Here is a 24846-nt window from a genome sequence, read left to right on the forward strand (position 1 = left end):
CTCCGCCGAACCTACCGGCCCGCTGCCGCTGGCTGTCAACAGTCGTTTGACCTGCGTAAACACCCTCAAACCCCTGGTCAGCGCAGAGGATGCGCAGGTCGCGCGACGGAGCGCCGGCCGTCGATCACGGCCGCGCCACCCCGGGAGATCACTCGCCCGGCCGTACGAATGTGGGAGGTCACTCGCCCGGTCGTACGAACACGGTGCGGCCGCCCACCACGGTGCGCAGACAGACCGGCAGCTCGCGGCCGGGGGACAGGTCGGGCAGGCCCGGGGTGCCGGAGCGCGGGTCGGTGGACCAGCGGGCGACCCGGTCGTCCGGCGCCTGCACCACCAGTTCGTCGGTGCGCCAGACCGCGTAGTCGGCGGGCGCCCCGGGCACCAGGACGCCCGCGTCGTCCCGGCCGATCGCGCGCCAGCCGCCGCGGGTGTGCGCGGTGAACGCGGCGCGCACGGAGACCCGGTGCTCGGGTGTGTGGTGGAAGGCGGCGGCCCGGACGGTCCCCCAGGGGTCGAGCGGGGTGACGGGACTGTCGGAGCCGAAGGCGAGCGGGACGCCGGCCTTGAGGAGAGCGGCGAACGGGTTGAGCGTGCGGGCCCGCCCGGCGCCGAGCCGCTGGGCGTACATGCCGTCCGGGCCGCCCCACAGCGCGTCGAAGGCGGGCTGTACGGAGGCGATCAGCCCGAGTTCGGCGAAGCCGGCGATGTGCTCGGGCGTGAGCATCTCGGCGTGCTCGACGCGGTGCCGGGCCGCGCGGACGCGGGCCAGGCCGACCTTCTCGGCGGCGGCGCGGACGCCCTCCACGACGGCGGTCACGGCGGCGTCGCCGATGGCGTGGAAGCCGGCCTGCAGACCGGCCTCGGTGCAGGCGGTGACGTGGGCGGCGACGGCGGCCGCGTCCAGATAGGCGGACCCGGTGCTGTGACCCGCGTCGGCGTACGGCTCGTGCAGGCAGGCGGTGTGGGAGCCGAGGGCGCCGTCGACGAACAGGTCTCCGGCGGCGCCGAGCGCGCCCAGCCGACGGGCCTTGGCGATGCCTTCGTCGGCCGCCTCGGCCCAGTAGCCGACGACGCGCGGTCCCGGCAGTTCGGCGGCGAGCCGCAGCAGCCCGGTGAAGTCGTCCTCGGAGGAGATCTTCGGCCCGCCGCACTCGTGCACGGTGCCGATGCCGAGCGAGGCCGCGTGCGCGAGGGCGGTGCGCTGGGCCTCGGCGCGCTGGGCGGGCGTCACGGCCGCGAACGCGGCGGCGCGGACGGCGTGGTGGGCGTCGCCCGTCAGCGGGGCGTCCTCCCGGGGCACCACACCCGCGACCAGGTCCAGCAGGGCCGTGGTGACGACCGCCGAGTGGACGTCGATACGGGAGAGGTAGAGCGGGCGGCCGCCGGTGGCCGCGTCCAGCTCGGCGCGGGTCGGCGGGCGGCCGTCGGCCCAGCGGGCGGCGTCCCAGCCGTGCCCGAGCAGTACCCGGTCGTCCGGGCGGGCGGCGGCGAAGTCCCTGACCAGTGCCAGGGCCGCGGCCAGCGAGGTGGCCCGGGACAGATCGAGGCCGGTCAGCGCGAGGCCGGTGGAGGTGGTGTGGACGTGGGCGTCCGTGAAGGCGGGGGTGACCAGAGCCCCGTCCAGATCGACGACCTCGTCGACCCCGTCCGCGAACGCGTCGGCGGCCCCCTCCGACCCGACCCAGGCGACCTGCCCCCGTTCCACGACCATCGCGGTCGCGAACGGATCGGCGGGACTGTGGACCTCGCCGCGACGAAGAAGGACGGTCTGGGGCTCGGGGGCGCGCTCACTCATGGGGACCAGTCTCGCCCCTCGCGCCGATCACTCCGAACGGGGGCACCCCGAACGCCCCCCCCTCAGCGGCGCGGGGAACTGCGCACCCAGTCACGACGCACCCGTAGCCGACACCCACCTGCACTCGGGCCATGTTCCAAGTCACCCGGCACTGCCGGCCGTGCCCACCCGTTCCGCCCTGCGGAACGCCTGCCCACGGCGGTGGCGGTGGTGGTGCCGGTGGCCGTGGCGGTAGCAGCTGGCGGCAGCGACGCCGTGGCGGGAGCCGTAGCGGTAGAAGGTGGCGGCAGCGACCACAGCGGCGGTAGGCGGTGGCGGTAGCAGCCGGCGGCAGCGACGGCGACGGCAGCCGTAGCAGTAGCAGCCGGCGGCGGCGGGAGCCGTAGCAGTAGCAGCCGGCGGTGGCGGCAGCCGTAGCAGTAGCAGCCGGCGGTGGCGGCAGCCGTAGCAGTAGCAGCCGGCGGTGGCGGGAGCCGTAGCGGTAGAAGGTGGCGGCAGCGACGACCGGGGCGGTCCGGTCAGATCTTTGGCGGGCGGGCCTCGTACGGTGTCGACAGCACCACCGTCGTGCGGGTCGAGACCCCTGCCAGGCTGCGCAGCCTGGCCAGGAGTTCCTCCAGCTCGTGCGGGGTCGCCACGCGCACCTTGAGGATGTAGTTCTCGTCGCCCGCCACGCTGTGGCACGCTTCGATCTCGGGAACCCCGGCCAGGCGGTCCGCGATGTCGTCGGGGGCGCTGGGGTCGAACGGTTTCACCGAGATGAACGCCGTCATCGGCAGCCCGACGGCCTCCGGGTCGACGACCGCGGCATAGCCGCGGATGACGCCACGCTGCTCCAGCCGGCGCACCCGCTGGTGCACGGCCGACGTGGACAGACCCGTGGCCTTGCCCAGGTCCGTGTAGCTCATCCGCCCGTCCTTGACGAGCAGCTGCACGATTTGACGGTCCAGCTCCTCCATGGCGCAAAAACTACAGTGCGCCTGATCTCCACGGATAGCTCGGCAGCCCAGGTCATGGCCGGTTCGTGATGTCACGGAGCGTCGGCCGCGGGCCGTCCGGCGGACAAATACACCGCAGCGGGCACCTGCGTACGGCATGTGACGAACGCCACAGCCCCTGAACAGGCTCCGTGATGTCCTCGTGATTACCGCCGAGACCGGGCGGGAAGTGCTTGCTGTGGTCGAGGCCGCAGCGCCGTATCGGCCCAGCCCGAGGGGGAGTTACCCATGCAGAGTCTTAAGCGCCCTGGTCGTCCCGTGTCCAAGCGCCCGCAGTTGGTGGTCGAGCCCGAGCCGGAGGGCGTCGAACCCGACGTCTACGAGGCCGAGGAGCTCGACGCCTACGACACTTTCGAGATGTTCCGGGTGATCTGCCCGGACTGCGCGCAGTCCATCGCGCTGCTGGCGGACGAGGAGTTCCTGCCGGAGCACGCGCTGTGCGCCTCGCCGTGGAACCCGTTCGGCCTCACGGTCTGCGCCGGCACGGGCCGCGCGGCGGACGACGTCCCCTCCGCGGACGAGTCGGCCGAGCCGCAGGAGCAGGACACCGCCCTCCTGCTCACCCTCCCGCAGGGGCTGGACTGGCGGACGCAGCCCTTCTCGCACGTCGGCGGCCCGGGCTCGCGCCCGATGCGCGGACCGGCGCTGCGCCCCGGCGGCCAGGCCCTCCGTCAGGCTGCCTGAGTCACCGCACCGCGTCCCAGTAACTGCCCTGCACCATGGCGCGCAGACTCCCGTGGTGCAGGATCAGTGTGTCCGGATCAGCGGGAACGGCGGCCTCGCCGAAGTACACCTGCCGGTAGGCGATGCGCAGCATGACGATCGCGTGCCGCAGGGCGGCGTAGAGGGTGTAGAAGTCCATGTCCTGCGGGGTGCGGCCGGTCAGCCGGGCGTAGCGGGCCTCGACGCGGTCGCGGCGCAGGAACGCCGGCAGTCCCGGCTGTCCGGAGGCGGCCGTGAGGTCCTGGAAGAAGCGGTGCAGGTAGACGGTCCACCCGAGGTCCACCTCGCGCGGGGCCACGGCCGCCATCTCCCAGTCGAGGACGGCGACGGGGTCGAACCCGTCGTACACGACGTTCCCGATCCGGGCGTCGCCCCAGTTGAGGACCGGCGTGCCGGGCTCGCGCGGCCACAGGTCGGCCAGCCGGTCGAAGGCCGCCTCGATCAGGGGTGAGCGGGCGAGTCCGTCCACCACCCAGTCGTAGTAGCGCCGTTGGGACTCGACATGCCGGTGCAGGGCGTCGCCCTTTCCGGGAAGGGCGAGGAACTCCGCCTCGGCAACGGGGGCTTGGTCGTGCAGTCGGGCCAAGAGGCCGACGGAGACGGCTTCGAGGTGCTCCCGTTCGGCGTCGGTCGCCGCGTGCAGCCAGTTCCCCTCGTACGTGTAAGGCATGACGTCGGGCGGGACGCGCCCCTCGACGCGCTCCATCACGAAGAAGGGCGCGCCGAGCGGTCCGGGATCCTCCTCCAGCCACAGCACGCGGGGTACGGGCAGGTCCGTGCGGTCGGCGACCAGCCGCATGGTGCGGTACTGGCGGGTGAGGTCGTACGACGGGAAGACCGTGTACGCCGACGGATCCGCCGCCAGTCGCAACGCGCAGGCCCGCGACGGCGGTTCGGGATGCGTGATCTCGAAGAGCAGGGTCTCGCTGGACATGCCGTTCGAGGCGGGGACCGTGACACCGGCGGCCTTGGCGCCGGGAAGCCGGGTGTCCAGCCAGGCGGTCAGCCGGCGTGCGAGGTCCTCGGGGTCGCGGGTGGTGGTGCGTGGACGCGGTTCCGTCGTCATCCCGGCCTCCTCCTTCAGGGCGCCACCGAGTCGAAGCCGGTGAACCCGCTGGGATCGTGTCTGCCGAACGAGCCGTGTTCGAAGATCCCGTGGCCGACCTGTCCGTCCAGGCGGAAGCGGGCGGAGTGGTCGGTGACGCCGTAGGCCGCGCGGGGGTGCGGCGCGGTCAGGTCGTAGGTACGGCGGTCCACCCATCCGCGGCCCTGCCAGGTGCCGTGCTGCCAGTCGTCCGCCGGCGGGTAGCCGGCGCCGACCGCGAGCGGCGAGGAGGTGAGGATCTCCACCTCCAGTTCGCGGGGTTTGCGCGGGTCGCCGAGGTGGACGACGGCACGCTCGGGGCGGCGGGTACCGGAGCGGTAGGCGATCTCGGTCCGCGGCCAGCCGAGTTGGCGGTCGCGGTCACCGGGGCGGACCAGGGTGGCGTCGTTCAGGGTGCGGTAGCCGTCCGCGTCCTCCTGGGTGATGACCATCAGGAAGCGGTCCTCGAAGCGGACCGGGCACCAGACCCAGTGGAAGCCCTCGGTCGGGTTCTCCTCGGCGAGCCGCCCGCCCTCCTCCCCCGGGATCGGGCGGACGCCCCAGCTGCGGTCCCGGGTCCCGGTCCAGCCGCCCGGGTCGACACGGAACTCCTCGCCGCCGGCCCGGATCACCCCGGACACTCCCCCGGCCTGCACGAACCTGCGGCCCTCCAACGTCAGCCGGTCGCCCCGGCGTTGCAGGTGGTGTGGCTCCCACAGGGCCGGGAAGCCGGCCGCCCAGACGAGGTCGCAGGAGAGGGCGTCGTCGGCACAGGTCAGACGGAAGCGCCTGAGCGGCTCCTCGACCTCGATCCGCAGCGGGCCGACCGCGAGCCGCATCCGGTCGTCACCGAGGGCGTCCGAGGCGCGGACCGCGTGCAGGGTGTCACCGGTGCGCAGGGTGGCGTAGGCGTCGATCACCCCCACGTTCGGGTAGACGCCGAGGCCGAGGATGAGCAGCGCGCGGCCTTCGTGGTCGAGGACGTGGAAGATGCATCGGTCGTAGGCGTTCCGGTCCCCGGTGGCGACGTGCTTCATGGAGAGCGGGACCTGGTGCACGGGGTACTCGTCGAGCGGTACGGGACGGTCGTCGGCCACGGCAGGCCTCCCCGGAGGCTGGAGACGGTCCGGCTGACGGTACGTCAGAAAATCAGGGGAGGCCAGATCCGGGAGCGGACGTCCACGAACTCACGCACGATTCGGGGGATCGGTGACCAGGGCGGCCGCCCCCGCGTTGGCCGGTCATGACGACCACCTACACCGCTCTCGGCCGTCAGCGCCGGATCTTCGTGCCCCCGCCCGCGGCATCGCCGCCACCACCCGCACCGCAGGATCCGCCCATCTACCGCGATCTGATGCGGACATGGGCCGACCGGGGCCGCGCCCTGCCGGGCCGCCACGACCCGGAGTGGGTCAGGCTGGCGGCACCGACGGTCACCCGCGGGCAGTTCAGCGAGTTCAGCGACTTTCCGGCCCCGCCACGTGACGGGCGATGACCATCCGCTGGATCTGGTTGGTGCCCTCGACGATCTGCAGGACCTTGGCCTCGCGCATGTAGCGCTCCACCGGGAAGTCCGCGGTGTAGCCGTAGCCGCCGAGTATCTGGACGGCGTCGGTGGTGACCTTCATCGCGGTGTCGGTGCAGTGCAGCTTGGCCATGGCGGCCTGCTTGGCGAACGGCCGGCCCGCGTCGCGCAGCCGGGCCGCCGCGAGGTAGAGGGCCCGGCCGGCCTCGATCTGGGTGGCCATGTCGGCGATCATGAAGCGCAGGCCCTGGAAGTCGGCGATGGGGTGGCCGAACTGCCGCCGTCCGGTGGCGTAGCCGACCGCCTCGTCCAGGGCCGCCTGGGCCAGGCCGATGGCGCAGGCCGCGATGCCGAGCCGTCCGGAGTCGAGCGCGGAGAGGGCGATGGCGAAGCCCTGGCCCTCCTCGCCGAGGCGGCGGTCGTCGGGGACCCGGACGTCGTCGAAGTGGACCTGGGCGGTCGGTGAGCCCTTCATGCCCATCTTCTTCTCGGGCACCGCGCCGCTGAGGCCCTCGGCGCCGCCGGGGACAAGGAAGGCGGTGATCCCGTGCGAGCCCTCGGCGCCGGTGCGGGCCATGACCGTGTAGAAGTCGGCGATGCCGCCGTGCGTGATCCAGGCCTTGGTGCCGTTGATCACCCAGGAGTCGCCGTCCCGGACGGCCCTGGTGCGCAGGGAGGCGGCGTCCGAACCGGAGGCCGGCTCGGAGAGGCAGTAGGCGCCGAGCAGGCCGCCGCCGAGTATCGCGGGCAGGTGCTCGACCTGCTGCTGCTTGGTCCCGTAGGCGGCGAGCGCGTAGCTCGCGAGGGTGTGCACGCTGACGCCGAGGCCGACGGTCAGGCGGGCCGCGGCCAGTTCCTCCAGGACCTGGAGGTAGACCTCGTAGGGCTGCTCGCCGCCGCCGTACTCGGCGTCGTACGGCAGGCCCAGCAGGCCTGACTCGGAGAGCAGGGTGAAGGCCTCGCGCGGGAAGCGCCCGGCGTCCTCCTCCTCGGCCGCCTTCGGCGCGATCTCACGCCGGGCGATCTCGCGGACCAGCGCGAGCAGGTCCCTCGCCTCGTCCGTCGGCAGTTGACGCTCCACCGGCTGCGGGTCGCGGTCGGACATGGCGTCGGTCTCCTCCCTGTCGGGCAACGACGGTCACGGCCCGCGGGTTAGGGGCGGCTCCGCCTGTCGTACGAGTGCGGCCGAGGTCGGTGCTCCGGGTCTCGGAAGCTGCTGACCTGCGGCTGCGCAGTGAGTATGCCCGATCGGGGACCTCCCGTCACCAGTTAACGACCGCTTACTTCAGGAATTCCAGGCCGACATCCCCGCGCCGCGAAATTGGTCCGAACCATTGACCCGACTGGTCTAGTCCTCCTAAGGTTCATGACCAACGCTTTACCGCGTTCATGCCAATCGGCGCGCGTTCCCCTCTCCCCCAGGAGGAGACACCCGATGCACACCTTCCACCGCTCCCGGTTCCGGGCGCTGCTCTCCGCGGCCTGTTGTGCCGTCCTCGGCGCCGGGCTGCTGGCCGGCGCGGGCACCGCGTCCGCGGCCGCCCGGTCCGCCCCGTCCGCTCCCCAGGTGCAGGCCGGCTCCAAGGTCGTCGGCTACTTCACGGAATGGGGCACCTACGACCGCAAGTACCTGGTCAAGAACGTCGAGACCTCCGGCTCGGCGGCGAAGCTCACCCACATCAACTACGCCTTCGGCAACGTCACCGGCGGCAAGTGCGCGATGGGCGACTCCTACGCGGCGACCGACCGCACCTACACGGCCGCCGAGTCCGTGGACGGCGTGGCGGACACCTGGGACCAGCCGCTGCGCGGCAACTTCAACCAGCTGCTGAAGCTGAAGAAGAAGCACCCGAACCTCAAGGTCCTCTGGTCCTTCGGCGGCTGGACCTGGTCGAGCGGCTTCGGCGAGGCCGCCAAGAACCCCACCGCGTTCGCCCAGTCCTGCTACGACCTGGTGAAGAACTCCAAGTGGGCCGGCGTCTTCGACGGCATCGACATCGACTGGGAGTACCCGAACGCCTGCGGCAACACCTGCGACACCAGCGGCCGGGACGCGTTCCGGAACGTGCTGGCCGCGCTGCGCGCGAAGTTCGGCAGCAGCTCGCTCGTCACGGCGGCGATCACCGCCGACGCCACCAGCGGCGGCAAGATCGACGCGGCCGACTACGCGGGCGCGGCGCAGTACGTCGACTGGTACAACCCGATGACGTACGACTACTTCGGCGCCTGGGCCTCGACCGGCCCGACGGCCCCCCACTCACCGCTGAACTCCTACTCGGGCATCCCGACGGCGAACTTCTACACGTCGGCGACCATCGCCAAGCTCAGGGGCCTCGGCATCCCGGCGGCCAAGCTGCTGCTCGGCATCGGCTTCTACGGCCGCGGCTGGACCGGGGTCACCCAGGCGGCGCCCGGCGGCTCGGCGACCGGTCCGGCGACGGGCACGTACGAGGCGGGCATCGACGACTACAAGGTGCTCAAGACCAAGTGCCCGGCGACCGGCACGGTGGGCGGCACGGCGTACGCCAAGTGCGGCAGTGACTGGTGGAGCTACGACACCCCGGCGACCATCGCGACCAAGATGACCTACAAGAACCAGCAGGGCCTCGGCGGCACCTTCTTCTGGGAGCTGAGCGGCGACACCACCAACGGTGAGCTGATCAAGGCCATCAACTGACCCCGGTCACGGGGCCTGGGGCGGGGGAACCACGAGCCCTCCGCCCCAGCGGCCGGTCCGGCGGGACACCGCGGGGCCGGCCCCGGTGCGTCAGGTGTCCCGGCGGGCCGGGGCCGGGGCGCGGTAGGACGGGTCCAGCTCCTCGATGGCGCGCAGGGTGCCGCCGAGCGTCTTGACCAGCAGCTCGCACATGGTCTCGCGGGAGAGTTCGGGCCGGTCGATCCAGTCGAGGGTGGCGCCCTCCACGCTGCACAGCCAGGCGAGCAGCCCGACCCTGGCGAGCGGGGCGATGTCGGTACGCCCGTAGGCGCCCTCGGCGATGGTCGCGACGATCGCCTCGCGCACCCCGTCCCGGACGGCGTGCACCTCGGTGTCGAAGCCGACACCGCCGCTGACGATCGTGCGGTACGCGGCCTGATGGTGCTCGGCGTAGCGCAGGTAGCTGTCGATGGTCCGGTGGACGCGGTCCACCTGGGGCAGTTCCAGGCCGCTCGCGGCATAGGTGACCAGATCGGCGACGGAGTCCTGGATGATCGCCAGGTAGTAGCCGCGCTTCGACTGGAAGTAGTAGTAGATCAGCCCTTTGGCGACATGCGCCTGCTTGGCGATGTCGTCCATGGAGAGCGCGTCGTACGAGGTGTCGGCGAACAGCTTCCGCCCGATGGCGATGAGTTCGGCGCGACGAGCCACGGAACGCTCGGTGCCGCGCGCCCGGGGACGGACGGCGGCACGCTGTTGACTGATATTCAATTTCGACCCTGGTCTCAACGGGCTGCGGGACATCCGCAGTATGTCAGTTCAGGTCACAGCAGGCCGAGTTGAGTCACCAACATGGCCACGACCACGACGAGAGTCCAGCCCATGACATGCTCCAGAACCTTCGGGCCGTCGTCCTGGGGGCCGCCGGTACGGGCGCGGGCGGCAGTGGCGGAGTGCGTGGTCATGGAGTCCACCATGCCATCGATTGCGGCTTTTGTGGCGGAGAGCTTGGTCACAGGAGAACGGCCCCCGGATGCCCGGGGGCCGCTGTCGTGCCCGGTCAGCGCACGCCGACCGCCGCGAGTGCCTTGAGCTGGGCCGCGGTCGGGCAGGCCGGGAAGTACAGGTAGCAGACACCCCCGGTGCCGGACGCGACGTTCCCACTGGCGTTGTAGCGTTTGGTCCGCAGCCAGATGTTCTCGAACTCCCGGCGCAGATAGACCCGCCGGACCGCGTCGTCGTCGGCCGAGCAGGGGTCGTTGGCGATCACGTCGCCGTCCGCGGTGAAGCCGATCACGGTCATCAGGTGCCCGGAGGTGCCGTAACCGGCGCCCGTCAGCTCCGACGCGAGGAACGACTGTGACGTCATGGCCGGAATACCGGCCGCGATCAGGGTCTCGAGGTCGGTGAGCGAGGCCAGTCGCGTTATCACGCCCTGGAGGCCCCCGTACGTCGCCGCGTAGGCGGCGTTGAACGGCCAGTTGCCGCAGCCCCCGTACTGGTAGTCGTAGGTGAAGCGGGCCGCGTAGCAGACCTGTGGGTCGGCGAAGGACGGGTCGACCCAGGCCAGCTGCGCGGCGGTGGGCCGGCCGCCCCAGTACTCGACGATCATCTGCGAGGAGGTGGGGCTGCACCAGGCCTCGCCACCGTTGTCGTACTCGGGGTACTGGCCCTTGTGGATCTCCTGCGAGTAGCGCGGGACCTTGAGTTCCTGGGCCAGGCCGGGGGTGGAGGCCGGGACCGTGAAGCGGTCCGGGATGTCGGAGCCCATGGCGCCCAGCCGCCAGACGGTCGGGGTGAGCTTGGTGCCAGGCTTGCGGTAGAGGGTCAGGCGCAGCTGGTAGGAGGTGAGGCGCAGACCGGTCGACGCGTCGTCGATGGCGAAGGTGTCGGTCCAGACGGTGCTCTTGCCGTCCTTCTGGCCGTCCACCGAGGTCCGCTTGATGTCCTGGTCGCCGGCCGCCCAGCGGCCCATGACGTACCAGGGGGTCGCGGTGCCGTCGGAGTAGGTGCCGTGCAGTTCGATCTGGATCCAGGTGCCGGCCGGGGTGTCCGCGTTCCAGGAGGCGATGGTCTCGGTGGCGGGGACGGCGAGCTGGTGCACCGGGCTGGTCCAGGTGGCGTACTCCCAGGTGGCTGTGGTGCCGGTGTGGGGGTCGGTGTAGGACGTGGTGCCGGCCGGGCTGCCGATCACCACACCGGGGCGGTCCCCGGTGACGGCACCGGCGCCCTTGGCGGTGCCGGTCTTCCAGTCGCTGCAGGTCGTCCAGGAGCGGTAGTCGATCGGGCGGGTCCCGTCCCGGCCGTGGCCGTGGCCGGGACGGCCGTTCCCGGCCCGGCGGGTTTCGGTCCGGGCGGTGTCGTCGGCGTCGGTCTCCGGCGCGGCGACCGCGGGCACCGCGGGGACCACGCCCTGGGCCACGGCCGCCGCCGCGACGGAGGCGGCGGCTGCCAGAACGGTTCTGCGGGACGGCTGTTCGGCTCTGCTCATGGGTGGAGGACCCCCAGGTGTGCGCGTCACGGCTGATCCGGAGCAAGGTCTGTGCGCCAACTATGAAGCAGGCGCCATGCCCCTGCCAGCACTTCAGCCCATGCCACGCCCACCAATATGGGTCTCGTCCACTGAAAGGGTCCCGGCGCGGTCGCCGGGGCCCCTCCCGTGGCGATACGTGTGCCCACCGGCTCAGATGAGGTCCATCGCGGCGACCTCGTCGGGGCGGCCGTAGCTGACCGGGCCCTGGAAACGGCGGCGGGCGGTGGCGAACCACCAGACCGTGGCCACGGCCAGCACGACGGCCAGTGCAATCGGCGCGTAGTTGAAGGAGTCGGCGGTGATCGGCGAGGCCTGCGGCAGCATGAACAGGATGCTGCTGAGCAGGATCCAGACCACCGCCAGCCAGCCGATCGGCCTGCTCCAGCGGCCCAGGTTCCACGGCCCGGGCTGGAACTCGTCGCCCAGGCGCAGCCGCAGGAACACCGGCACGGCGTAGGCGAGGAACAGGCCGACGACGTTGACACTGACGATCGCGGTGAACGCCGTGTGCGACCACCAGCCCGGCACCACCAGGGCGAGCGAGCAGGCCACCGCGAGCCAGACGGCCTTGACGGGGGTACGGGTGCGGGGCGAGACCGAGTGCCAGAGGCGGGAGCCGGGCATGGCGCCGTCCCTGGAGAAGGCGAAGATCTGCCGGGTGTTGCTGGTGAGGTTGGCGAGGCCGCAGAAGAGCATGGCGCCGATGACGACGAGCAGCATCGCCTTCGCCCAGCCCATGCCGAGTCCGTCGATGAGAATCTGGACGGGTGGCGCGGAAGAGCCCGCCACCTTGGTGTAGTCGCCGATGCTGTACACCAGGGCGAGCATCAGGATCAGGCCGGTGATCGCCGAATAGCCGATGGACCGGATGATCCCTCTGGGCGCGTTGACGGTCGCCTGGACGGTTTCCTCGGACATGTGGAAGCTGCCGTCGAAGCCGGTGAAGGTCCAGCTGGTGACCAGCAGCCCGAGCAGGCCGCCGTAAAGGCCGTTGGTGAAGCCGGTGTTGTTCACGAAATGCGTCACGAAGGACGCCGGCCGGTGGTGGTCCGGCATCACGATCAGTGTGCTCACGATCACCACGAGTCCGATCAGCAGCCACCAGACGGATATCCGGTTCAGTACGGCGACCAGCTGAACGGTGTAGGTGTTGGCGAGTCCCTGGACGACGATGATCAGGGCCGTGATCAGGACCGTCTGGTGGGCGGTCGGCGTGTACGAGGGCCACTGCAGGGCGACGAAGGCCTGGATGAAGGTGGCGGCCGCATAGCCGGTGGCCGCGGTGCCGCCGATCTGGCCCACGAAGTTCAGCCAGCCCGTGTACCAGGACCAGGCACCCTTGTGCCGCTTGGCGAGTTTACCGGCGGAGAAATACAGGGCACCGCTCGTGGGATAGGCGGAGGCGATTTCCGCCATCGCGGCGCCGATGCACAGCACCATCACGCAGACGCCGATCCAGTCGAACACGAGAATGCGGGGGCCGCCCGCGTTCATACCGAATCCGAAGGACGAGAAGATCCCGGAGAGAATATTGATGATGGTGAAGGAGATGGCGAAGTTGTCGAAGGCCTGGAATCGGCGGGTGAGTTTCCGCGGATAACCCATCGCGTGCAGGGTCGCGTCGTCGTCGAGCGTGACGGGGTCCGCTGTGTGTTCTGACACGTGCCGGCCTTTCTCTCGGAATCTCGGAATCTAGGAGGGAACGGGCAGGCCGCAGGCGCGGCGGGCCCGGGAGAGCTGGTCGGCCGGTTCGCCGAAGACGCTCCAGGGCATGCGGGAGGCGTACGGCCCCATGGCCGTGAAGACCGCCCGGGCCTCGAACGCGCACCGGGCCATGACCAGCGCGTGCGCGAGGTAGGCGAGGTCGAGCACCGGGGTGAAGCGGTATCCGGCGACCGTGGGCAGCCAGTTGTGGTAGATCGACAACGCGGTGCTGCGCCACTGGGGCTGTTCCCAGACCCGCTCGGCGAGCAGTTGGGTGGGGTTGTGGCTCTCCACCAGCGCGACCAGCGGCAGCAGCCGCAGCGCGGAGTCGGCGGGGGCCCGCTGGGCGAGGAAGGCGGCGACGTCCCAGGCCGCGTTGACCGAGGCGCCGTACCGGGTGAAGAAGAAGGACAGGAAGCGGTGGTGGGCCTCGCGGTGCCAGGGGTCGAGGCCGAGGGTGTGCGCGAACAGCCGCCAGGGACCGGACGGGGAGGTCAGCAGGCCGCCCGGGGCGGGGTCGTGCGGGCGGTGCAGCCGGGCCATGGCCAGCTTGGCGGCCCACGGCGTGGGGTCGCCGGGGTTCGTGGCGCTGGCCCGGTCGCAGGCGGCGAGGGCGATCCGCTCCAGCGCCTCGGCCCGCTCGTCACGGGCGTCGGCCGCCCGGATCGCCCGCTGCACGGCCACCCGGGCCCACATCAGCGCGGACTCGGGGCCCGGCTCCTCGGCCAGCCACCGCTCGACCAGATCGGTGCCGGCCGCCTCGGAGGCGAGGACCAGGGATCGGTGCGCGCGCAGGGCGAAGTCGGCTCGCGTCTCGGCGAGCGCCTCACGGGCACTCAGATATCTTCCGGCGCGCACGTCCACGCATACGCTCGCGAGCAAGCGGTCGTCGGCCGCCGGATGCCATACGTAGTGCCCCTCGAATAACTCCGCGGCCATCTTCCCCTGTCCGTCCCCGTCCGACGAGTGCACCAGGCACCTTACTCAGGGCCGGCCACGCCGGAAACGCACGAGATCGACATATCGGTCAGCCGCTCGGAAATATTGACGGCCGCGATGGAGAACGGCTCGAAAATTGGTTCAAGCCGATACTTTCCCGGGGCCGTAAACACCCGCTATGCGCCGCACTACTAGACTGTTTCCGGAAAACACCCCACACCCCAGCACACCTCGGGAACGGCCATTCACCAGCTCGCCTCCGCACTCCGGGCCCTCCCGCCCTCCTGCGGCCCGGTCCGCCTCGTCGGCGTCGACGGGCACGCCGGGTCCGGGAAGACCACGTTCGCCGGCCGGCTGGCCGCCGCCCTGGGCGGGGCGCCGGTGCTGCACCTCGACGACATCGCCAGCCACGAGGAGCTGTTCGCCTGGACCGGCCGGCTGCTGGCCGAGGTGATCGAGCCGCTCGGGCACGGCCGCACGGCGCAGTACTCCCCCTACGACTGGCACACCCGCCGTTTCGGCCCGCCCCGCCCGCTGCAGCCGGCCCCGGTGATCCTCGTCGAGGGTGTCGGCGCCGGCCGCCGCGCGCTGCGCCCCTTCCTGGCGCGGCTGCTGTGGATGGAGCTGCCGCACGAGGAGGCATGGACTCGGGGCAGGGCGCGGGACGGCGCGGAGCAACGGGACTTCTGGGTCCGGTGGGTCAGGGCGGAGCACGAACACTTCTGCGAAGACCCCTCCAGGCCGTACGCCGACCTGCTGGTGACACAGTCACATAAGGGATATGAGGTGCTCCCGGGGCCTGCGGAGACACTTGGACCGGACCAGTTCATCACCCATCGTGACGGACCGTCCGCTGTGTGCTGAACTTGTGAAGACGGACCTCCAGGAAGTTGCCTGAGTACCTCAACTCGGCTTGACCGGGGGGCCGTACAGGACTTACGTTCTCAATGAGCGGCCGTTCGAAGCCGCCCCACAGACGCGAAGCCCCCGGTTGTTCCCCCGTGATCGGGGGCTTCGTTCTGCCCTTTACCCCTTTTGCGTGCGCGGCGCGCACCCTCACGCTCACGCTCGGTCACCGACCCGTGTGCGCCCCGTCTGCCCCCAAGCTCGCCAAACGGCCCGTGCGGCACCCTTCGGCAGGCGGTGGAAGCGCAGGTACGATGCCCTCGGTGCGACCTTCGAACGGCTGCTTCGCGCACCTGCAACTCCGGTCCGCGGCACAGCGGTTCGACCAACTGTGGCCATCGGGGGGAGCCCGGGGGCCGACCACGGGGGCACGGTTTGTGGGGGACGTGATGGAATTCGGCACGCAGGGCCCCGAGGCCCCGGCCGACCTCGCCTGGTTGCGAGGTGTGGACGCCTACACGATGGGCGCCTATCCGCAGGCCGAGGAGGAGTTCCGCGCCGCGGTACGGATGGATCCCGGGATGGCGGACGCCTGGCTCGGGCTGCACGCGCTGCGCGTCGACACGACGACCGCGCTGCTGCGGATGTTCCGGCACCGGGAACGCTTCGGCGAACAGCGCGGCCGGCATCGCCGCACCCTGAACTCCTGGTACTGGCTGGGCTGGTGGGTGCAGCCGGTCCTGGAGAGCCCGCGCGACCTCCTCCTCGCGCACTCCTCGCACTGGCTGGACGGCCGGCACGTCCCGGAGCTCGACCGGGCCCTCGCCGGGCTGCCGCCGGTGGACGCCGACCCCCAGGTCCGCTTCCTGCACGCCTGCCGGGCCTACCTGGTCAAGGACTGGGAGCAGCTGGTGCGCCACACCGACCCGCTCCTGGACGACCCCATGCTCGGCATCGAGGCAGGCCTGTTCGGCGGCATGGCCCGGGTCCGCCTCGAAATGTACGGCCAGGCCGAACCGCTGCTCTCCGCCGCGCTGATGCGCTGCCGCAGCGAGCAGCCGCAGCGCAAGGAGCTGCGCTACTGGCTGGCCCGGGCCCACGAGGGCACCGGCCGCAGCGCCGCCGCGCTCCCCCTCTACCGGGCCGTCCACCGCGTCGACCCCGCCTTCATGGACACCTCGGCACGGCTGGCCGCGATCGCCGAGGGCGACGGGTACGACGACACCGCCGACTTCGCGTCGATCACCCTCACCGGCGCCGGGCAGGACGTCGTGGACGGTCCGGACATGCTCGACCCGCTCTTCGGCACCGAGGGGCGGGATCTGCGACTCGGTGACCCGGAGCCGCCGGCCGGGGCGATGCCGTCGGTGATCGACCCGGCGGTGCGCGAGAAGGTCGTGCCGTCAGCGCCGCTGCCGGCCGGGCCGACCGACCCCGCGTTACTTGAGGAGGCGCTCGCCGAACTGGAGCGCATGGTCGGGCTCGAACCCGTGAAACGGCAGGTCAAAGCGCTGTCGGCGCAGTTGAACATGGCCCGGTTGCGGGCCGGGCAGGGGCTGCCGGTGCAGCCGCCGAAACGCCACTTCGTCTTCTCCGGGCCGTCGGGCACCGGGAAGACCACCGTCGCCCGCATCCTCGGCCGGGTCTTCTACGCGCTGGGCCTGCTCGGCGGCGACCATCTCGTGGAGGCGCAGCGGGCCGACCTGGTCGGCGAGTACCTGGGCCAGACCGCCGTGAAGGCGAACGAACTGATCGACTCCGCGATCGGCGGCGTGCTCTTCGTCGACGAGGCCTACTCCCTCTCCAACTCCGGTTACGGCAAGGGGGACGCCTACGGAGACGAGGCGCTGCAGGTGCTGCTGAAGCGGGCCGAGGACAACCGGGACCACCTGGTGGTGATCCTGGCCGGCTACCCGGAGGGCATGGACCGCCTGCTCGCCGCGAACCCCGGGCTCTCCTCGCGCTTCACCACGCGGGTCGACTTTCCCTCCTACCGGCCCCTCGAACTGACGTCGATCGGCGAGGTGCTGGCAGCCGAGAACGGGGACGCCTGGGACGAGGAGGCGCTGGAGGAGCTGCGGTCGATCGCCGGGCACGTGGTGGACCAGGGGTGGATCGACGAGCTGGGCAACGGGCGGTTCCTGCGGACGCTGTACGAGAAGAGCTGTGCGTACCGGGATCTGCGGTTGTCGGCGTATCCCGGGGCGCTGTCGCGAGACGACCTGGCGACGCTGCGACTGCCGGACCTGATGCAGGCGTACGGAGAGGTGCTGTCGGGGAGGGGGCCGCAGGATCCGGCGGCCGGGATGTAGCTGGGCGCGGGGGGTTTCGCTTACCGGCGCTTGCAGGGTGCCTCCCCCAGCCTTCGGCCGGGGGACCCCCAGCGCCCACCCGTGCCGCCCCAGCGGCACGACTGCCCGCGGCTGAGCTGAAAGGAAACGGCTGGGCAGCGCCCCGTAAGGGGCGCGGGGAACTGCGCGACCAGCCCCCACGCGCCCGCAGCCGAACTACGGCCTCACCCCGCCATGGCCTCCTCCGGCTCCCCGCTCACCCTCGGCTCCGGCGTCCTCGGCGTTGCCGCCTGCTCCCGGTGCGCCGGGTCCGTCACCTCCCCGACCAGCAGCTCAAGGACGTCCTCCAGGGCCGCCAGGCCGAGAACGCGGCCGTTCGCGTCGGCCACCTGAGCGAGGTGGGTGGCGGCCCGGCGCATCACGGTCAGCGCGTCATCGAGGGGCAACTCGGCCCGCAGTGTCGTCATCGGGCGCCATATCTGCTGCGGAACCGCCCGGTCGGAGTCCTCCAGGTCGAGTACGTCCTTCACGTGCACGTAGCCCATGAAGGACCCGGACTCGGCCGCCACCGGGAAGCGGGAGTAGCCGGTGCGGGCGGTGAGCTCGACGATCTGGCCCGGGGTGACCGACGGCGGGACCGTGATCAGGGACTCGCGGCGCAGGAGCACGTCCGTCACCGGGCGCGAGCCCAGTTCCAGCGCGTCCTCCAGGCGCTCCTGCTCCTCGGGGTCGAGGAGGCCCGCCTGGCCGGAGTCCTCCAGGAGCCGGTTGAGCTGCTCGCTGGTGACGACGGCCTCGACCTCGTCCTTCGGCTCGACGCGGAACAGCTTGAGGATGCCCTGGGCGCAGGCGCCGAGGGCGACGGTGATCGGCCGGCACACGCGGGCGAACGCGACCAGGCCGGGGCTCAGCCACAGCGCCGCCTTCTCGGGCGCCGCCATCGCCAGGTTCTTGGGCACCATCTCGCCGATGACCAGGTGGAAGAAGACCACCCCGGCCAGCGCGATCACGTAGCCCAGCGGGTGGATCACGCCTTCCGGCAGGTGCACCGCCTCGAACAGCGGCTCCAGCAGGTGGGCCACCGTCGGTTCGGCCACCGCGCCCAGCGTCAGCGAGCAGACGGTGATGCCGAACTGGGCGGCGGCCATCATCTGCGGGAGGCGTTCCAGGCCGTAGAGGACCTGGCGGGCCCGGGCGGTGCCCAGGGGTTCGATCTGGCTGCGGCGGACGGAGACGAGGGCGAACTCGGCACCGACGAAGAAGCCGTTGGCCAGGACCAGCAGGCCGGCGAAGACCAGTTGGAGAACGCTCATCGGGCGGCCTCCGCGACGGCCGGGGCGGTGCGGACCAAGCGGACCCGTTCCGCGCGGTAGTGGCCGACCCGGCGGACGGACAGCCGCCAGCCGGGCAGCTCGGCACGGTCGCCGGGCGCCGGGATGCGGCCGAGCAGGTCGGCGACCAGTCCGGCGACCGTCTCGTACGGGCCCTCGGGCACGTCGAGTCCTATCCGCTGGAGGATGTCGACGCGGACACTGCCGTCGACGTCCCAGGCGGGTTTGCCGTCCTGGGGCGGGGCGGACGCGAGTTCCGGTGCGTCCGGGCTGTCGTGCTCGTCGCGGACCTCGCCGACGAGTTCCTCGACGATGTCCTCCAGGGTCACCACGCCCGCCGTACCGCCGTACTCGTCGACGACGACCGCGATGGGCTGCTCGGAGCGGAGCCGGGCGAGGAGGGGCTGCACCGGGAGGGTCTCGGGGACCAGCAGGGCCTTGCGGGCGATGCGGCCGACCGGGGTGCGCAGCCGGTCGTGGACCGGGACGGCCAGCGCGTCCTTGAGATGGGCCATGCCGACGATCTCGTCGATCTTCTCCCGGTAGACCGGGAAGCGGGACAGGCCGGTGGCCCGGGTGAGGTTGACGACGTCCTCCGCGGTCGCCGTGTCCTGGAGGGCGCTGACCTTCACCCGGGGGGTCATGACGTGCTGGGCGGTCAGTTCGCCCAGGGACAGGGTGCGGACGAACAGGTCGGCCGTGTCCTGCTCCAGCGCGCCGGCCTGGGCGGAGTGCCGGGCCAGCGAGACCAGTTCGCCGGGGGTGCGGGCGGAGGCCAGTTCCTCGGCGGGCTCGACGCCGAGGGCCCGGACCAGCCGGTTGGCGACCGTGTTCAACGCGGCGATGACCGGGCGGAACAGGCGGGAGAAGCGGGCCTGCGGGCCGGCGACGAAACGCGCGACCTGGAGGGGCTTGGAGACCGCCCAGTTCTTGGGCACGAGTTCGCCGATCACCATCTGGATCGCCGAGGCGAGCAGCATGCCGACCACGACGGCGATGCCGGAGACCGCGCCGTCGGGCAGGCCGATCGCGGTCAGCGGGCCGCGCAGCAGCTCGGCCAGTGCCGGTTCGGCGAGCATGCCGACGACGAGGGAGGTGATGGTGATGCCCAGCTGGGTGCCGGAGAGCTGGAAGGACAGCTCCTTCAGCGACTCGACGACCGTACGGGCGCGCTTGTCGCCGTCGGCGGCGGCCTTCTCGGCCTCGGGCCGCTCCACGGTCACCAGGCCGAACTCGGCGGCCACGAAGAAGCCGTTGGCGAGGATGAGCAGGAACGCGGCTGCCAGGAGCAGCAGGGGGGTGGTCATGATGCCGCCGCCTCCGAAGCCTCGCGGACTGCGGTGAGGCGGTCCGCGGTATGTCGGTAGGGGGCGGCGCAGGTACTACAGGACGATCCGTCCATCGCCGGAGAGGGTCACTCCTCGGGTAGCAGGAACCCCTGTGCGCGGGGCGCGCGACAGGGGTGGAGGCGGGACGTGAAAAGCCTCCGCCAACAGATTAATCAAGACAGGGGCCGGTGCGGCAGGGGCGACGGCCCGGAGAGGTCCCCGAAGTTGCGTGATTTCAGCCCTGATGCTGTTCGGGGTCGTGGCTCGCGTGGGCCTCGGCGAGGGCGCGCAGGGCCGTGGCGTCGGCGATGGCGCGCCGCTTGGCAATGCCCGGCTGGATGCCGAGCGCGGGCAGGCTGGTGCCGTCGCTGAGGTTGAGGAACACCCACGGATCACCCGGGCGGAGGTTCACCTGGACGATCTCCGCCCACTCCAGGCGCCGCTTGGCGGCGATGTTGACGACGGTGACCCCGGACTCGTCGGCGACCACCTTCACCCGGGCCAGCTGGGCCAGCACCCAGAAGATCAGCGCGCCGGTGACGACGAAGCTGAGCTTCTCCCCCGGGCCGAGCTGCTCCAGGAGCAGGGCGACCCCGGAGATGGTGGCGAAGATCGCGACACCCGCGGTGAGCAGGATCACGCGGGTGAGGCCCGGCCGGAAGGTGACGGGCAGCGACGGGAGCTCGGACATCTCGCGCGGGTCCCTCAGAGGCGGCAGGCGTGGATCGCCGTGGTCAGGATGGCGCGGGCGCCGATGTCGTAGAGGTCGTCCATGATCCGCTGGGCGTCCTTGGTGGGGACCATGGCGCGGACGGCGACCCAGCCCTCGTTGTGCAGCGGGGAGACGGTCGGCGACTCCAGGCCGGGGGTGAGGGCGACGGCCTTCTCCAGCTGCTCGACCCGGCAGTCGTAGTCCATCATCACGTACGTCCGGGCGACCAGGACGCCCTGGAGGCGGCGCAGGAACTGCTGGACCTTCGGCTCCTCTGCGTCGGCGCCGGTGCGGCGGATCACGATCGCCTCGGACTTCATGATCGGCTCGCCGAAGACCTCCAGGCCGGCGTTGCGCAGCGAGGTGCCGGTCTCGACGACGTCGGCGATGACCTCGGCGACGCCCAGCTCGATGGCGGTCTCGACGGCGCCGTCCAGGTGGACGACGGAGGCGTCGACGCCGCTGTCGGCGAGGTGCCCCGCGACGATGCCCTCGTAGGAGGTGGCGACCGTCTTGCCCTTGAGGTCCGCCAGGCCGTTCGCCTCGCCGGGCTTGGCGGCGAAGCGGAAGGTGGAGCGGGCGAAGCCGAGCGGCAGGATCTCCTCGGCGTTGGCGCCGGAGTCCACGAGCAGGTCGCGGCCGGTGATGCCGATGTCGAGGCGGCCGGAGGAGACGTAGATCGCGATGTCGCGGGGGCGGAGGTAGAAGAACTCGACGTCGTTGACCGGGTCGACGGTGCGGAGTTCCTTGGACTCCCGCCGCTGCCGGTAACCGGCCTCATGCAGCATGTCCGCCGCAGGGCCTGAGAGCGAACCCTTGTTGGGGACGGCGATGCGCAGCATGAGGTCGGCTTCCTTTGCTCGAAACTTTGCTCGGAAAAGACGGTTCTGTCGGAAAAGGTTCTACAGGTGGGCGTAGACGTCGTCCAGCGAGATGCCGCGGGCGACCATCATCACCTGGACGTGGTAGAGCAGCTGCGAGATCTCCTCGGCGGCCGCTTCCTTGCCCTCGTACTCGGCGGCCATCCAGACCTCGGCGGCCTCCTCGACGACCTTCTTGCCGATGGCATGGACCCCCTTGCCGACCAGCTCGGCGGTGCGGGAGGTGGCGGGGTCGCCGTGGGCGGCCTTGTGCTGGAGCTCGGTGAAGAGCTCCTCGAAAGTCTTGTTGGACATGGTGAGCGCCAGACTACGCCAATCGCCGCGTCGCTCAGTGCCAGGGTTCGGATACCGAGCGGAGGGTGGCCGCCGTCGCCACCGCCGCCGTCACCGCCTCGTGGCCCTTGTCCTCGTGGGAGCCCGGGAGGCCGGCGCGGTCCAGGGCCTGCTCCTCGTCGTCGCAGGTGAGCACCCCGAAGCCGACGGGGACGCCGGTCTCGACGGCGACCTGGGTGAGGCCCTGGGTGACGCCCTGGCACACGTACTCGAAGTGCGGGGTGCCGCCGCGGATGACGACGCCGAGGGCGACCACGGCGTCGTAGCCGCGCCCCGCGAGGGCCTTGGCGGCGACCGACAGCTCCCAGGTGCCGGGGACCCGGAGCAGGGTCGGCTCGTCGATCCCCAGGTCGCGCAGGGCGCGCAGGGCGCCGTCCACGAGTCCGTCCATCACCTTCTCGTGCCACTGCGACGCGATGACCGCGACCCGCAGGTCGCTGACGTTGCGTACGGACAGTTCAGGTGCACCCTTGCCGCTCACGTCTCTCCTCAGTGCTGTTCTCTACTGGTGGCCGCGGTCGGCCACGGTCTACTGGTTGGCGCAGGTGGACATCGCGGGAGGCGTGTCCAGCCAGGGCAGGTCGTGGCCCATCCGGTCCCGCTTGGTGCGCAGGTACCGCAGGTTGTGCTCGCCCGCCTGCACGGGCATCGGCTCGCGTCCGCTGATCTTGAGGCCGTGGTTCAGCAGCGCGTCGCTCTTGTCGGGGTTGTTGGTCATCAGGCGGACGCTGCGCACCCCGAGGTCGGCCAGGATCTGGGCGCCGGCGCCGTAGTCGCGGGCATCGGCGGGCAGGCCCAGTTCGAGGTTGGCGTCGAGGGTGTCGCGGCCGCGCTCCTGGAGTTCGTAGGCACGCAGCTTGGACAGCAGGCCGATGCCGCGCCCCTCGTGGCCGCGCAGGTAGACGACGATGCCCCGGCCCTCGTCCTGGATGCGGTCCAGGGCGGCGTCGAGCTGGGGTCCGCAGTCGCAGCGGGCGGAGCCGAAGACGTCCCCGGTGAGGCACTCGGAGTGGACCCGGACCAGGACGTCCTCGCCGTCGCCGATCTCGCCGTGGACGAGGGCGACGTGCTCGACGCCGTCGGTGGTGGACCGGTAGCCGTAGGCGGTGAAAGTGCCGTGCTTGGTGGGCAGGTTGACCTCGGCCTCCCGGCGCACGGCGGGCTCGGCGGCCCGGCGGTGGGTGACCAGGTCCGCGATGGAGATGATCGTCAGGCCGTGCTTGCGGGCGAACGGGATCAGCTCCGGGAGGCGGAGCATCCGGCCGTCCTCGCCGGCGATCTCCACGATGGCGCCGGCCGGGCGCAGGCCCGCGAGGCGGGCGAGGTCGACGGCGGCCTCGGTGTGGCCGTTGCGGACCAGGACGCCGCCGGGCCGGGCGCGCAGCGGGAAGACGTGGCCGGGGCGCACGAGGTCGGTCGGCTCGGCCTCGCCGCTCGCCAGCAGCCGGAGCGTGGTGGCGCGGTCGGCGGCCGAGATGCCGGTGGTGACGCCGTGCGCGGCGGAGGCGTCCACGGAGACGGTGAACGCGGTCTTCATCGACTCGGTGTTGTCACCGACCATCTGCGGCAGGTCGAGCCGGTCCAGTTCCTCGCCCTCCATGGGGGCGCAGATCAGGCCGCGGCACTCGCTCATCATGAAGGCGACGATCTCGGGGGTGATCTTCTCGGCGGCGATGACGAGGTCGCCCTCGTTCTCGCGGTCCTCGTCGTCGACGACCACGATCGGGCGGCCGGCCGCGATGTCGGCGATGGCCTGCTCGACCGGGTCGAGCGTGAGGTCCTCGACGCCTTCGGTGCTGTACAGGATCGGTGCCGCGGTCATGCGGGTGCTCCTTCCAGAGCGGGCCGCGTGCCCTGGCGGGAGCGCAGCCACCAGTCGCGCAGGCCCCACAGGACGAGCGCGCCGTAGATGACGTAGACGAAGCCGGAGAAGGCGTAGCCGTTGGTGAAGTTGAGGGGGACGCCGACCGCGTCGACCAGGAGCCAGGCGATCCAGAACTCGACCATGCCGCGCGCCTGGGCGTACATGGCGACGACGGTGCCGACGAAGATGTAGGCGTCCGGCCAGGGGTCCCAGGACAGGGACGGGTAGGCCTTGAAGAGCAGGGCGACGGCGACGGTGCCGGCGGCCGCGGCGGCGACCATCGCGCCGCGCTCCTGCCAGGTGGCGAAGCGGGGCGCGATGTGACCATCGGTGCCCTGCCCCTTGTTGCGGTTCCACTGCCACCAGCCGTACAGGGCGACCACCATGACGACGACCTGCTTGCCCGCGCTGCCGGCGAGGTGGCCGTAGAAGGCGGTGAACAGGACCAGGCCGGACAGGAACTGCACCGGCCAGGTGAGCAGCGAGCGGCGCCAGCCGAGGGCGAGGGTGATCAGGCCGAGGATGTTGCCGATCATGTCGGACCAGATGATGTGCTGGCCGAAGAGGGTGAAGGCCTCGGAGTTCAGCCAGTTCACCGGTCCGCTCCCTGCGTGTCGGCGGGCTGCGTGTGCGCGAGCAGGCGCTCCACGTACTTGGCGACGACGTCGACCTCCAGGTTGACCGGGTCGCCGGGCTGCTTGTGGCCGAGGGTGGTGAGGTCGAGGGTGGTGGGGATCAGGCTGACCGTGAAGTGGTCGGAGCCGGCGTCGACGACGGTGAGGCTGATGCCGTCGACCGTGATCGAGCCCTTCTCGACGACGTAGCGGGCGAGGTCGGCAGGGAGGGAGATCTTGACGATCTCCCAGTGCTCGGAGGGGGTGCGGGCCAGGACCTGGCCGGTGCCGTCGACATGGCCCTGCACGATGTGGCCGCCGAGGCGGGAGCCGACCGCGGTGGGGCGCTCCAGGTTGACGCGGGAGCCGACGCCCAGGGCGCCGAGGGAAGAACGCTTGAGGGTCTCCGCCATGACGTCGGCGGTGAACTCGTCGCCCTCGTGCTCCACGACGGTCAGACAGACGCCGTTCACGGCGATGGAGTCGCCGTGCTGCGCGCCCTCGGTCACCACGGGGCCACGGAGCCGGAAACGGGACGCGTCGCCGAGGTTCTCGACGGCGGTGACCTCACCCAGCTCTTCGACGATTCCGGTGAACACTTCCCGGGTCCTCCTGCCTCAACGGGGCACGGACTCCGGGGCCTGTCGACAGACGACAGAATGGACGGACGATCACACCGAGGGCGACGC

The 24846-nt window shown here is 71.4% G+C and carries 23 protein-coding genes; 4 read left to right on the top strand and 19 right to left on the bottom strand.

Features of this window, described 5'->3' with window-relative positions; genetic code table 11:
* Positions 1 to 178: 178 nt before the first annotated feature.
* Both ACFY0K_RS25275 and ACFY0K_RS25280 read right to left on the bottom strand, forming a co-directional pair.
* Positions 179 to 1795 carry an amidohydrolase gene (locus ACFY0K_RS25275; protein WP_390641787.1) on the bottom strand — a complete coding sequence of 539 codons (1617 nt, stop codon included), beginning with the start codon at positions 1793 to 1795 and terminating at the stop codon, positions 179 to 181.
* A 518-nt stretch (positions 1796 to 2313) separates the two neighbouring features.
* Positions 2314 to 2754, bottom strand: a complete 441-nt coding sequence (locus tag ACFY0K_RS25280) for an Lrp/AsnC family transcriptional regulator (protein WP_066997022.1) — start codon at positions 2752 to 2754, stop codon at positions 2314 to 2316.
* Between the two features lie 267 nt (positions 2755 to 3021).
* Between ACFY0K_RS25280 and ACFY0K_RS25285 the strand changes: the two genes are divergently transcribed.
* On the top strand, positions 3022 to 3477 hold the full coding sequence (locus ACFY0K_RS25285) for a hypothetical protein (protein WP_390641788.1): 456 nt from the start codon (positions 3022 to 3024) through the stop codon (positions 3475 to 3477).
* A gap of 1 nt (position 3478) precedes the next feature.
* Here the strand turns inward: ACFY0K_RS25285 and ACFY0K_RS25290 are convergent, their stop codons facing one another.
* The 3 genes from ACFY0K_RS25290 to ACFY0K_RS25300 form a co-directional block, all read right to left on the bottom strand.
* Complete coding sequence (locus tag ACFY0K_RS25290; RefSeq protein ID WP_390641789.1) at positions 3479 to 4582, bottom strand: phosphotransferase family protein; 1104 nt, start codon at positions 4580 to 4582, stop codon at positions 3479 to 3481.
* 14 nt (positions 4583 to 4596) lie between these two features.
* Complete coding sequence (locus ACFY0K_RS25295; protein WP_390641790.1) at positions 4597 to 5697, bottom strand: hypothetical protein; 1101 nt, start codon at positions 5695 to 5697, stop codon at positions 4597 to 4599.
* Positions 5698 to 6057: 360 nt separating this feature from the next.
* Positions 6058 to 7230 (bottom strand): acyl-CoA dehydrogenase family protein, encoded by a 1173-nt coding sequence (locus tag ACFY0K_RS25300; protein ID WP_390641791.1) that lies wholly within the window; start codon positions 7228 to 7230, stop codon positions 6058 to 6060.
* Between the two features lie 330 nt (positions 7231 to 7560).
* Here ACFY0K_RS25300 and ACFY0K_RS25305 point away from each other — a divergent pair, with 330 nt between their 5' ends.
* Positions 7561 to 8802, top strand: a complete 1242-nt coding sequence (locus ACFY0K_RS25305; RefSeq protein WP_390641792.1) for a glycoside hydrolase family 18 protein — start codon at positions 7561 to 7563, stop codon at positions 8800 to 8802.
* 90 nt (positions 8803 to 8892) lie between these two features.
* Here the strand turns inward: ACFY0K_RS25305 and ACFY0K_RS25310 are convergent, their stop codons facing one another.
* From ACFY0K_RS25310 to ACFY0K_RS25330, 5 genes are all read right to left on the bottom strand, one after another.
* Positions 8893 to 9552, bottom strand: a complete 660-nt coding sequence (locus ACFY0K_RS25310) for a TetR/AcrR family transcriptional regulator (RefSeq protein WP_351960449.1) — start codon at positions 9550 to 9552, stop codon at positions 8893 to 8895.
* 53 nt (positions 9553 to 9605) lie between these two features.
* The gene (locus ACFY0K_RS25315; RefSeq protein WP_351960450.1) at positions 9606 to 9746 is read right to left on the bottom strand and encodes an SCO1431 family membrane protein; all 141 of its coding nucleotides are present in this window, start codon (positions 9744 to 9746) and stop codon (positions 9606 to 9608) included.
* A gap of 95 nt (positions 9747 to 9841) precedes the next feature.
* Complete coding sequence (locus ACFY0K_RS25320; protein WP_390641793.1) at positions 9842 to 11272, bottom strand: peptidase C39 family protein; 1431 nt, start codon at positions 11270 to 11272, stop codon at positions 9842 to 9844.
* A gap of 192 nt (positions 11273 to 11464) precedes the next feature.
* A complete protein-coding gene (locus ACFY0K_RS25325; protein WP_390642062.1) occupies positions 11465 to 12919 on the bottom strand; it encodes an amino acid permease in 1455 nt (484 codons plus the stop codon).
* Between the two features lie 87 nt (positions 12920 to 13006).
* A complete protein-coding gene (locus tag ACFY0K_RS25330; RefSeq protein ID WP_390641794.1) occupies positions 13007 to 13957 on the bottom strand; it encodes a hypothetical protein in 951 nt (316 codons plus the stop codon).
* A gap of 243 nt (positions 13958 to 14200) precedes the next feature.
* Between ACFY0K_RS25330 and ACFY0K_RS25335 the strand changes: the two genes are divergently transcribed.
* Both ACFY0K_RS25335 and ACFY0K_RS25340 read left to right on the top strand, forming a co-directional pair.
* The gene (locus ACFY0K_RS25335; RefSeq protein WP_390642063.1) at positions 14201 to 14821 is read left to right on the top strand and encodes a uridine kinase; all 621 of its coding nucleotides are present in this window, start codon (positions 14201 to 14203) and stop codon (positions 14819 to 14821) included.
* A 431-nt stretch (positions 14822 to 15252) separates the two neighbouring features.
* Positions 15253 to 17115 carry an AAA family ATPase gene (locus tag ACFY0K_RS25340; RefSeq protein WP_351960453.1) on the top strand — a complete coding sequence of 621 codons (1863 nt, stop codon included), beginning with the start codon at positions 15253 to 15255 and terminating at the stop codon, positions 17113 to 17115.
* 203 nt (positions 17116 to 17318) lie between these two features.
* On the opposite strand, the gene ACFY0K_RS25345 is transcribed toward ACFY0K_RS25340, so the two are convergent.
* From ACFY0K_RS25345 to ACFY0K_RS25385, 9 genes are all read right to left on the bottom strand, one after another.
* Entirely contained in the window at positions 17319 to 18407 is a 1089-nt protein-coding gene (locus ACFY0K_RS25345) for a hemolysin family protein (protein WP_351960454.1), read from the bottom strand.
* Positions 18404 to 19732, bottom strand: coding sequence for a hemolysin family protein (locus ACFY0K_RS25350; RefSeq protein ID WP_351960455.1), 1329 nt, complete (start codon positions 19730 to 19732; stop codon positions 18404 to 18406). Before ACFY0K_RS25350 ends, ACFY0K_RS25345 begins: the two co-directional genes overlap by 4 nt.
* A gap of 256 nt (positions 19733 to 19988) precedes the next feature.
* Entirely contained in the window at positions 19989 to 20444 is a 456-nt protein-coding gene (locus ACFY0K_RS25355) for a PH domain-containing protein (protein WP_390641795.1), read from the bottom strand.
* A gap of 14 nt (positions 20445 to 20458) precedes the next feature.
* Complete coding sequence (hisG, locus tag ACFY0K_RS25360; RefSeq protein WP_382724243.1) at positions 20459 to 21307, bottom strand: ATP phosphoribosyltransferase; 849 nt, start codon at positions 21305 to 21307, stop codon at positions 20459 to 20461.
* Positions 21308 to 21367: 60 nt separating this feature from the next.
* Positions 21368 to 21640, bottom strand: a complete 273-nt coding sequence (locus ACFY0K_RS25365) for a phosphoribosyl-ATP diphosphatase (RefSeq protein WP_030946750.1) — start codon at positions 21638 to 21640, stop codon at positions 21368 to 21370.
* Positions 21641 to 21674: 34 nt separating this feature from the next.
* Positions 21675 to 22160, bottom strand: a complete 486-nt coding sequence (ribH, locus tag ACFY0K_RS25370) for a 6,7-dimethyl-8-ribityllumazine synthase (RefSeq protein ID WP_093505477.1) — start codon at positions 22158 to 22160, stop codon at positions 21675 to 21677.
* Between the two features lie 48 nt (positions 22161 to 22208).
* Positions 22209 to 23501: a bifunctional 3,4-dihydroxy-2-butanone-4-phosphate synthase/GTP cyclohydrolase II gene (locus ACFY0K_RS25375; protein ID WP_390641796.1), complete on the bottom strand. Its 1293-nt coding sequence runs from the start codon at positions 23499 to 23501 to the stop codon at positions 22209 to 22211.
* Positions 23498 to 24139 (bottom strand): nicotinamide riboside transporter PnuC, encoded by a 642-nt coding sequence (locus tag ACFY0K_RS25380; RefSeq protein ID WP_390641797.1) that lies wholly within the window; start codon positions 24137 to 24139, stop codon positions 23498 to 23500. The genes ACFY0K_RS25375 and ACFY0K_RS25380 overlap by 4 nt, the downstream gene beginning before the upstream one ends.
* Entirely contained in the window at positions 24136 to 24756 is a 621-nt protein-coding gene (locus ACFY0K_RS25385) for a riboflavin synthase (RefSeq protein WP_351960460.1), read from the bottom strand. Before ACFY0K_RS25385 ends, ACFY0K_RS25380 begins: the two co-directional genes overlap by 4 nt.
* Positions 24757 to 24846: the final 90 nt, after the last annotated feature.

The organism is Streptomyces sp. NPDC001507, assembly GCF_042894765.1.
GTDB lineage: Bacteria > Actinomycetota > Actinomycetes > Streptomycetales > Streptomycetaceae > Streptomyces.

What these genes read in the sequence shown, in the direction of transcription:
- ACFY0K_RS25290 (WP_390641789.1), bottom strand. Translation starts at nt 4,582, where the DNA reads ATGACGACGGAACCGCGTCCACGCACCACCACCCGCGACCCCGAGGAC.
- ACFY0K_RS25300 (WP_390641791.1), bottom strand. Translation starts at nt 7,230, where the DNA reads ATGTCCGACCGCGACCCGCAGCCGGTGGAGCGTCAACTGCCGACGGAC.
- ACFY0K_RS25315 (WP_351960450.1), bottom strand. Translation starts at nt 9,746, where the DNA reads ATGACCACGCACTCCGCCACTGCCGCCCGCGCCCGTACCGGCGGCCCC.
- ACFY0K_RS25305 (WP_390641792.1), top strand. Translation starts at nt 7,561, where the DNA reads ATGCACACCTTCCACCGCTCCCGGTTCCGGGCGCTGCTCTCCGCGGCC.
- ACFY0K_RS25375 (WP_390641796.1), bottom strand. Translation starts at nt 23,501, where the DNA reads ATGACCGCGGCACCGATCCTGTACAGCACCGAAGGCGTCGAGGACCTC.
- ACFY0K_RS25350 (WP_351960455.1), bottom strand. Translation starts at nt 19,732, where the DNA reads ATGACCACCCCCCTGCTGCTCCTGGCAGCCGCGTTCCTGCTCATCCTC.
- hisG (WP_382724243.1), bottom strand. Translation starts at nt 21,307, where the DNA reads ATGCTGCGCATCGCCGTCCCCAACAAGGGTTCGCTCTCAGGCCCTGCG.
- ACFY0K_RS25355 (WP_390641795.1), bottom strand. Translation starts at nt 20,444, where the DNA reads ATGTCCGAGCTCCCGTCGCTGCCCGTCACCTTCCGGCCGGGCCTCACC.
- ACFY0K_RS25320 (WP_390641793.1), bottom strand. Translation starts at nt 11,272, where the DNA reads ATGAGCAGAGCCGAACAGCCGTCCCGCAGAACCGTTCTGGCAGCCGCC.
- ACFY0K_RS25325 (WP_390642062.1), bottom strand. Translation starts at nt 12,919, where the DNA reads ATGGGTTATCCGCGGAAACTCACCCGCCGATTCCAGGCCTTCGACAAC.
- ACFY0K_RS25330 (WP_390641794.1), bottom strand. Translation starts at nt 13,957, where the DNA reads ATGGCCGCGGAGTTATTCGAGGGGCACTACGTATGGCATCCGGCGGCC.
- ACFY0K_RS25275 (WP_390641787.1), bottom strand. Translation starts at nt 1,795, where the DNA reads ATGAGTGAGCGCGCCCCCGAGCCCCAGACCGTCCTTCTTCGTCGCGGC.
- ACFY0K_RS25365 (WP_030946750.1), bottom strand. Translation starts at nt 21,640, where the DNA reads ATGTCCAACAAGACTTTCGAGGAGCTCTTCACCGAGCTCCAGCACAAG.
- ACFY0K_RS25280 (WP_066997022.1), bottom strand. Translation starts at nt 2,754, where the DNA reads ATGGAGGAGCTGGACCGTCAAATCGTGCAGCTGCTCGTCAAGGACGGG.
- ACFY0K_RS25345 (WP_351960454.1), bottom strand. Translation starts at nt 18,407, where the DNA reads ATGAGCGTTCTCCAACTGGTCTTCGCCGGCCTGCTGGTCCTGGCCAAC.
- ACFY0K_RS25340 (WP_351960453.1), top strand. Translation starts at nt 15,253, where the DNA reads ATGGAATTCGGCACGCAGGGCCCCGAGGCCCCGGCCGACCTCGCCTGG.
- ACFY0K_RS25285 (WP_390641788.1), top strand. Translation starts at nt 3,022, where the DNA reads ATGCAGAGTCTTAAGCGCCCTGGTCGTCCCGTGTCCAAGCGCCCGCAG.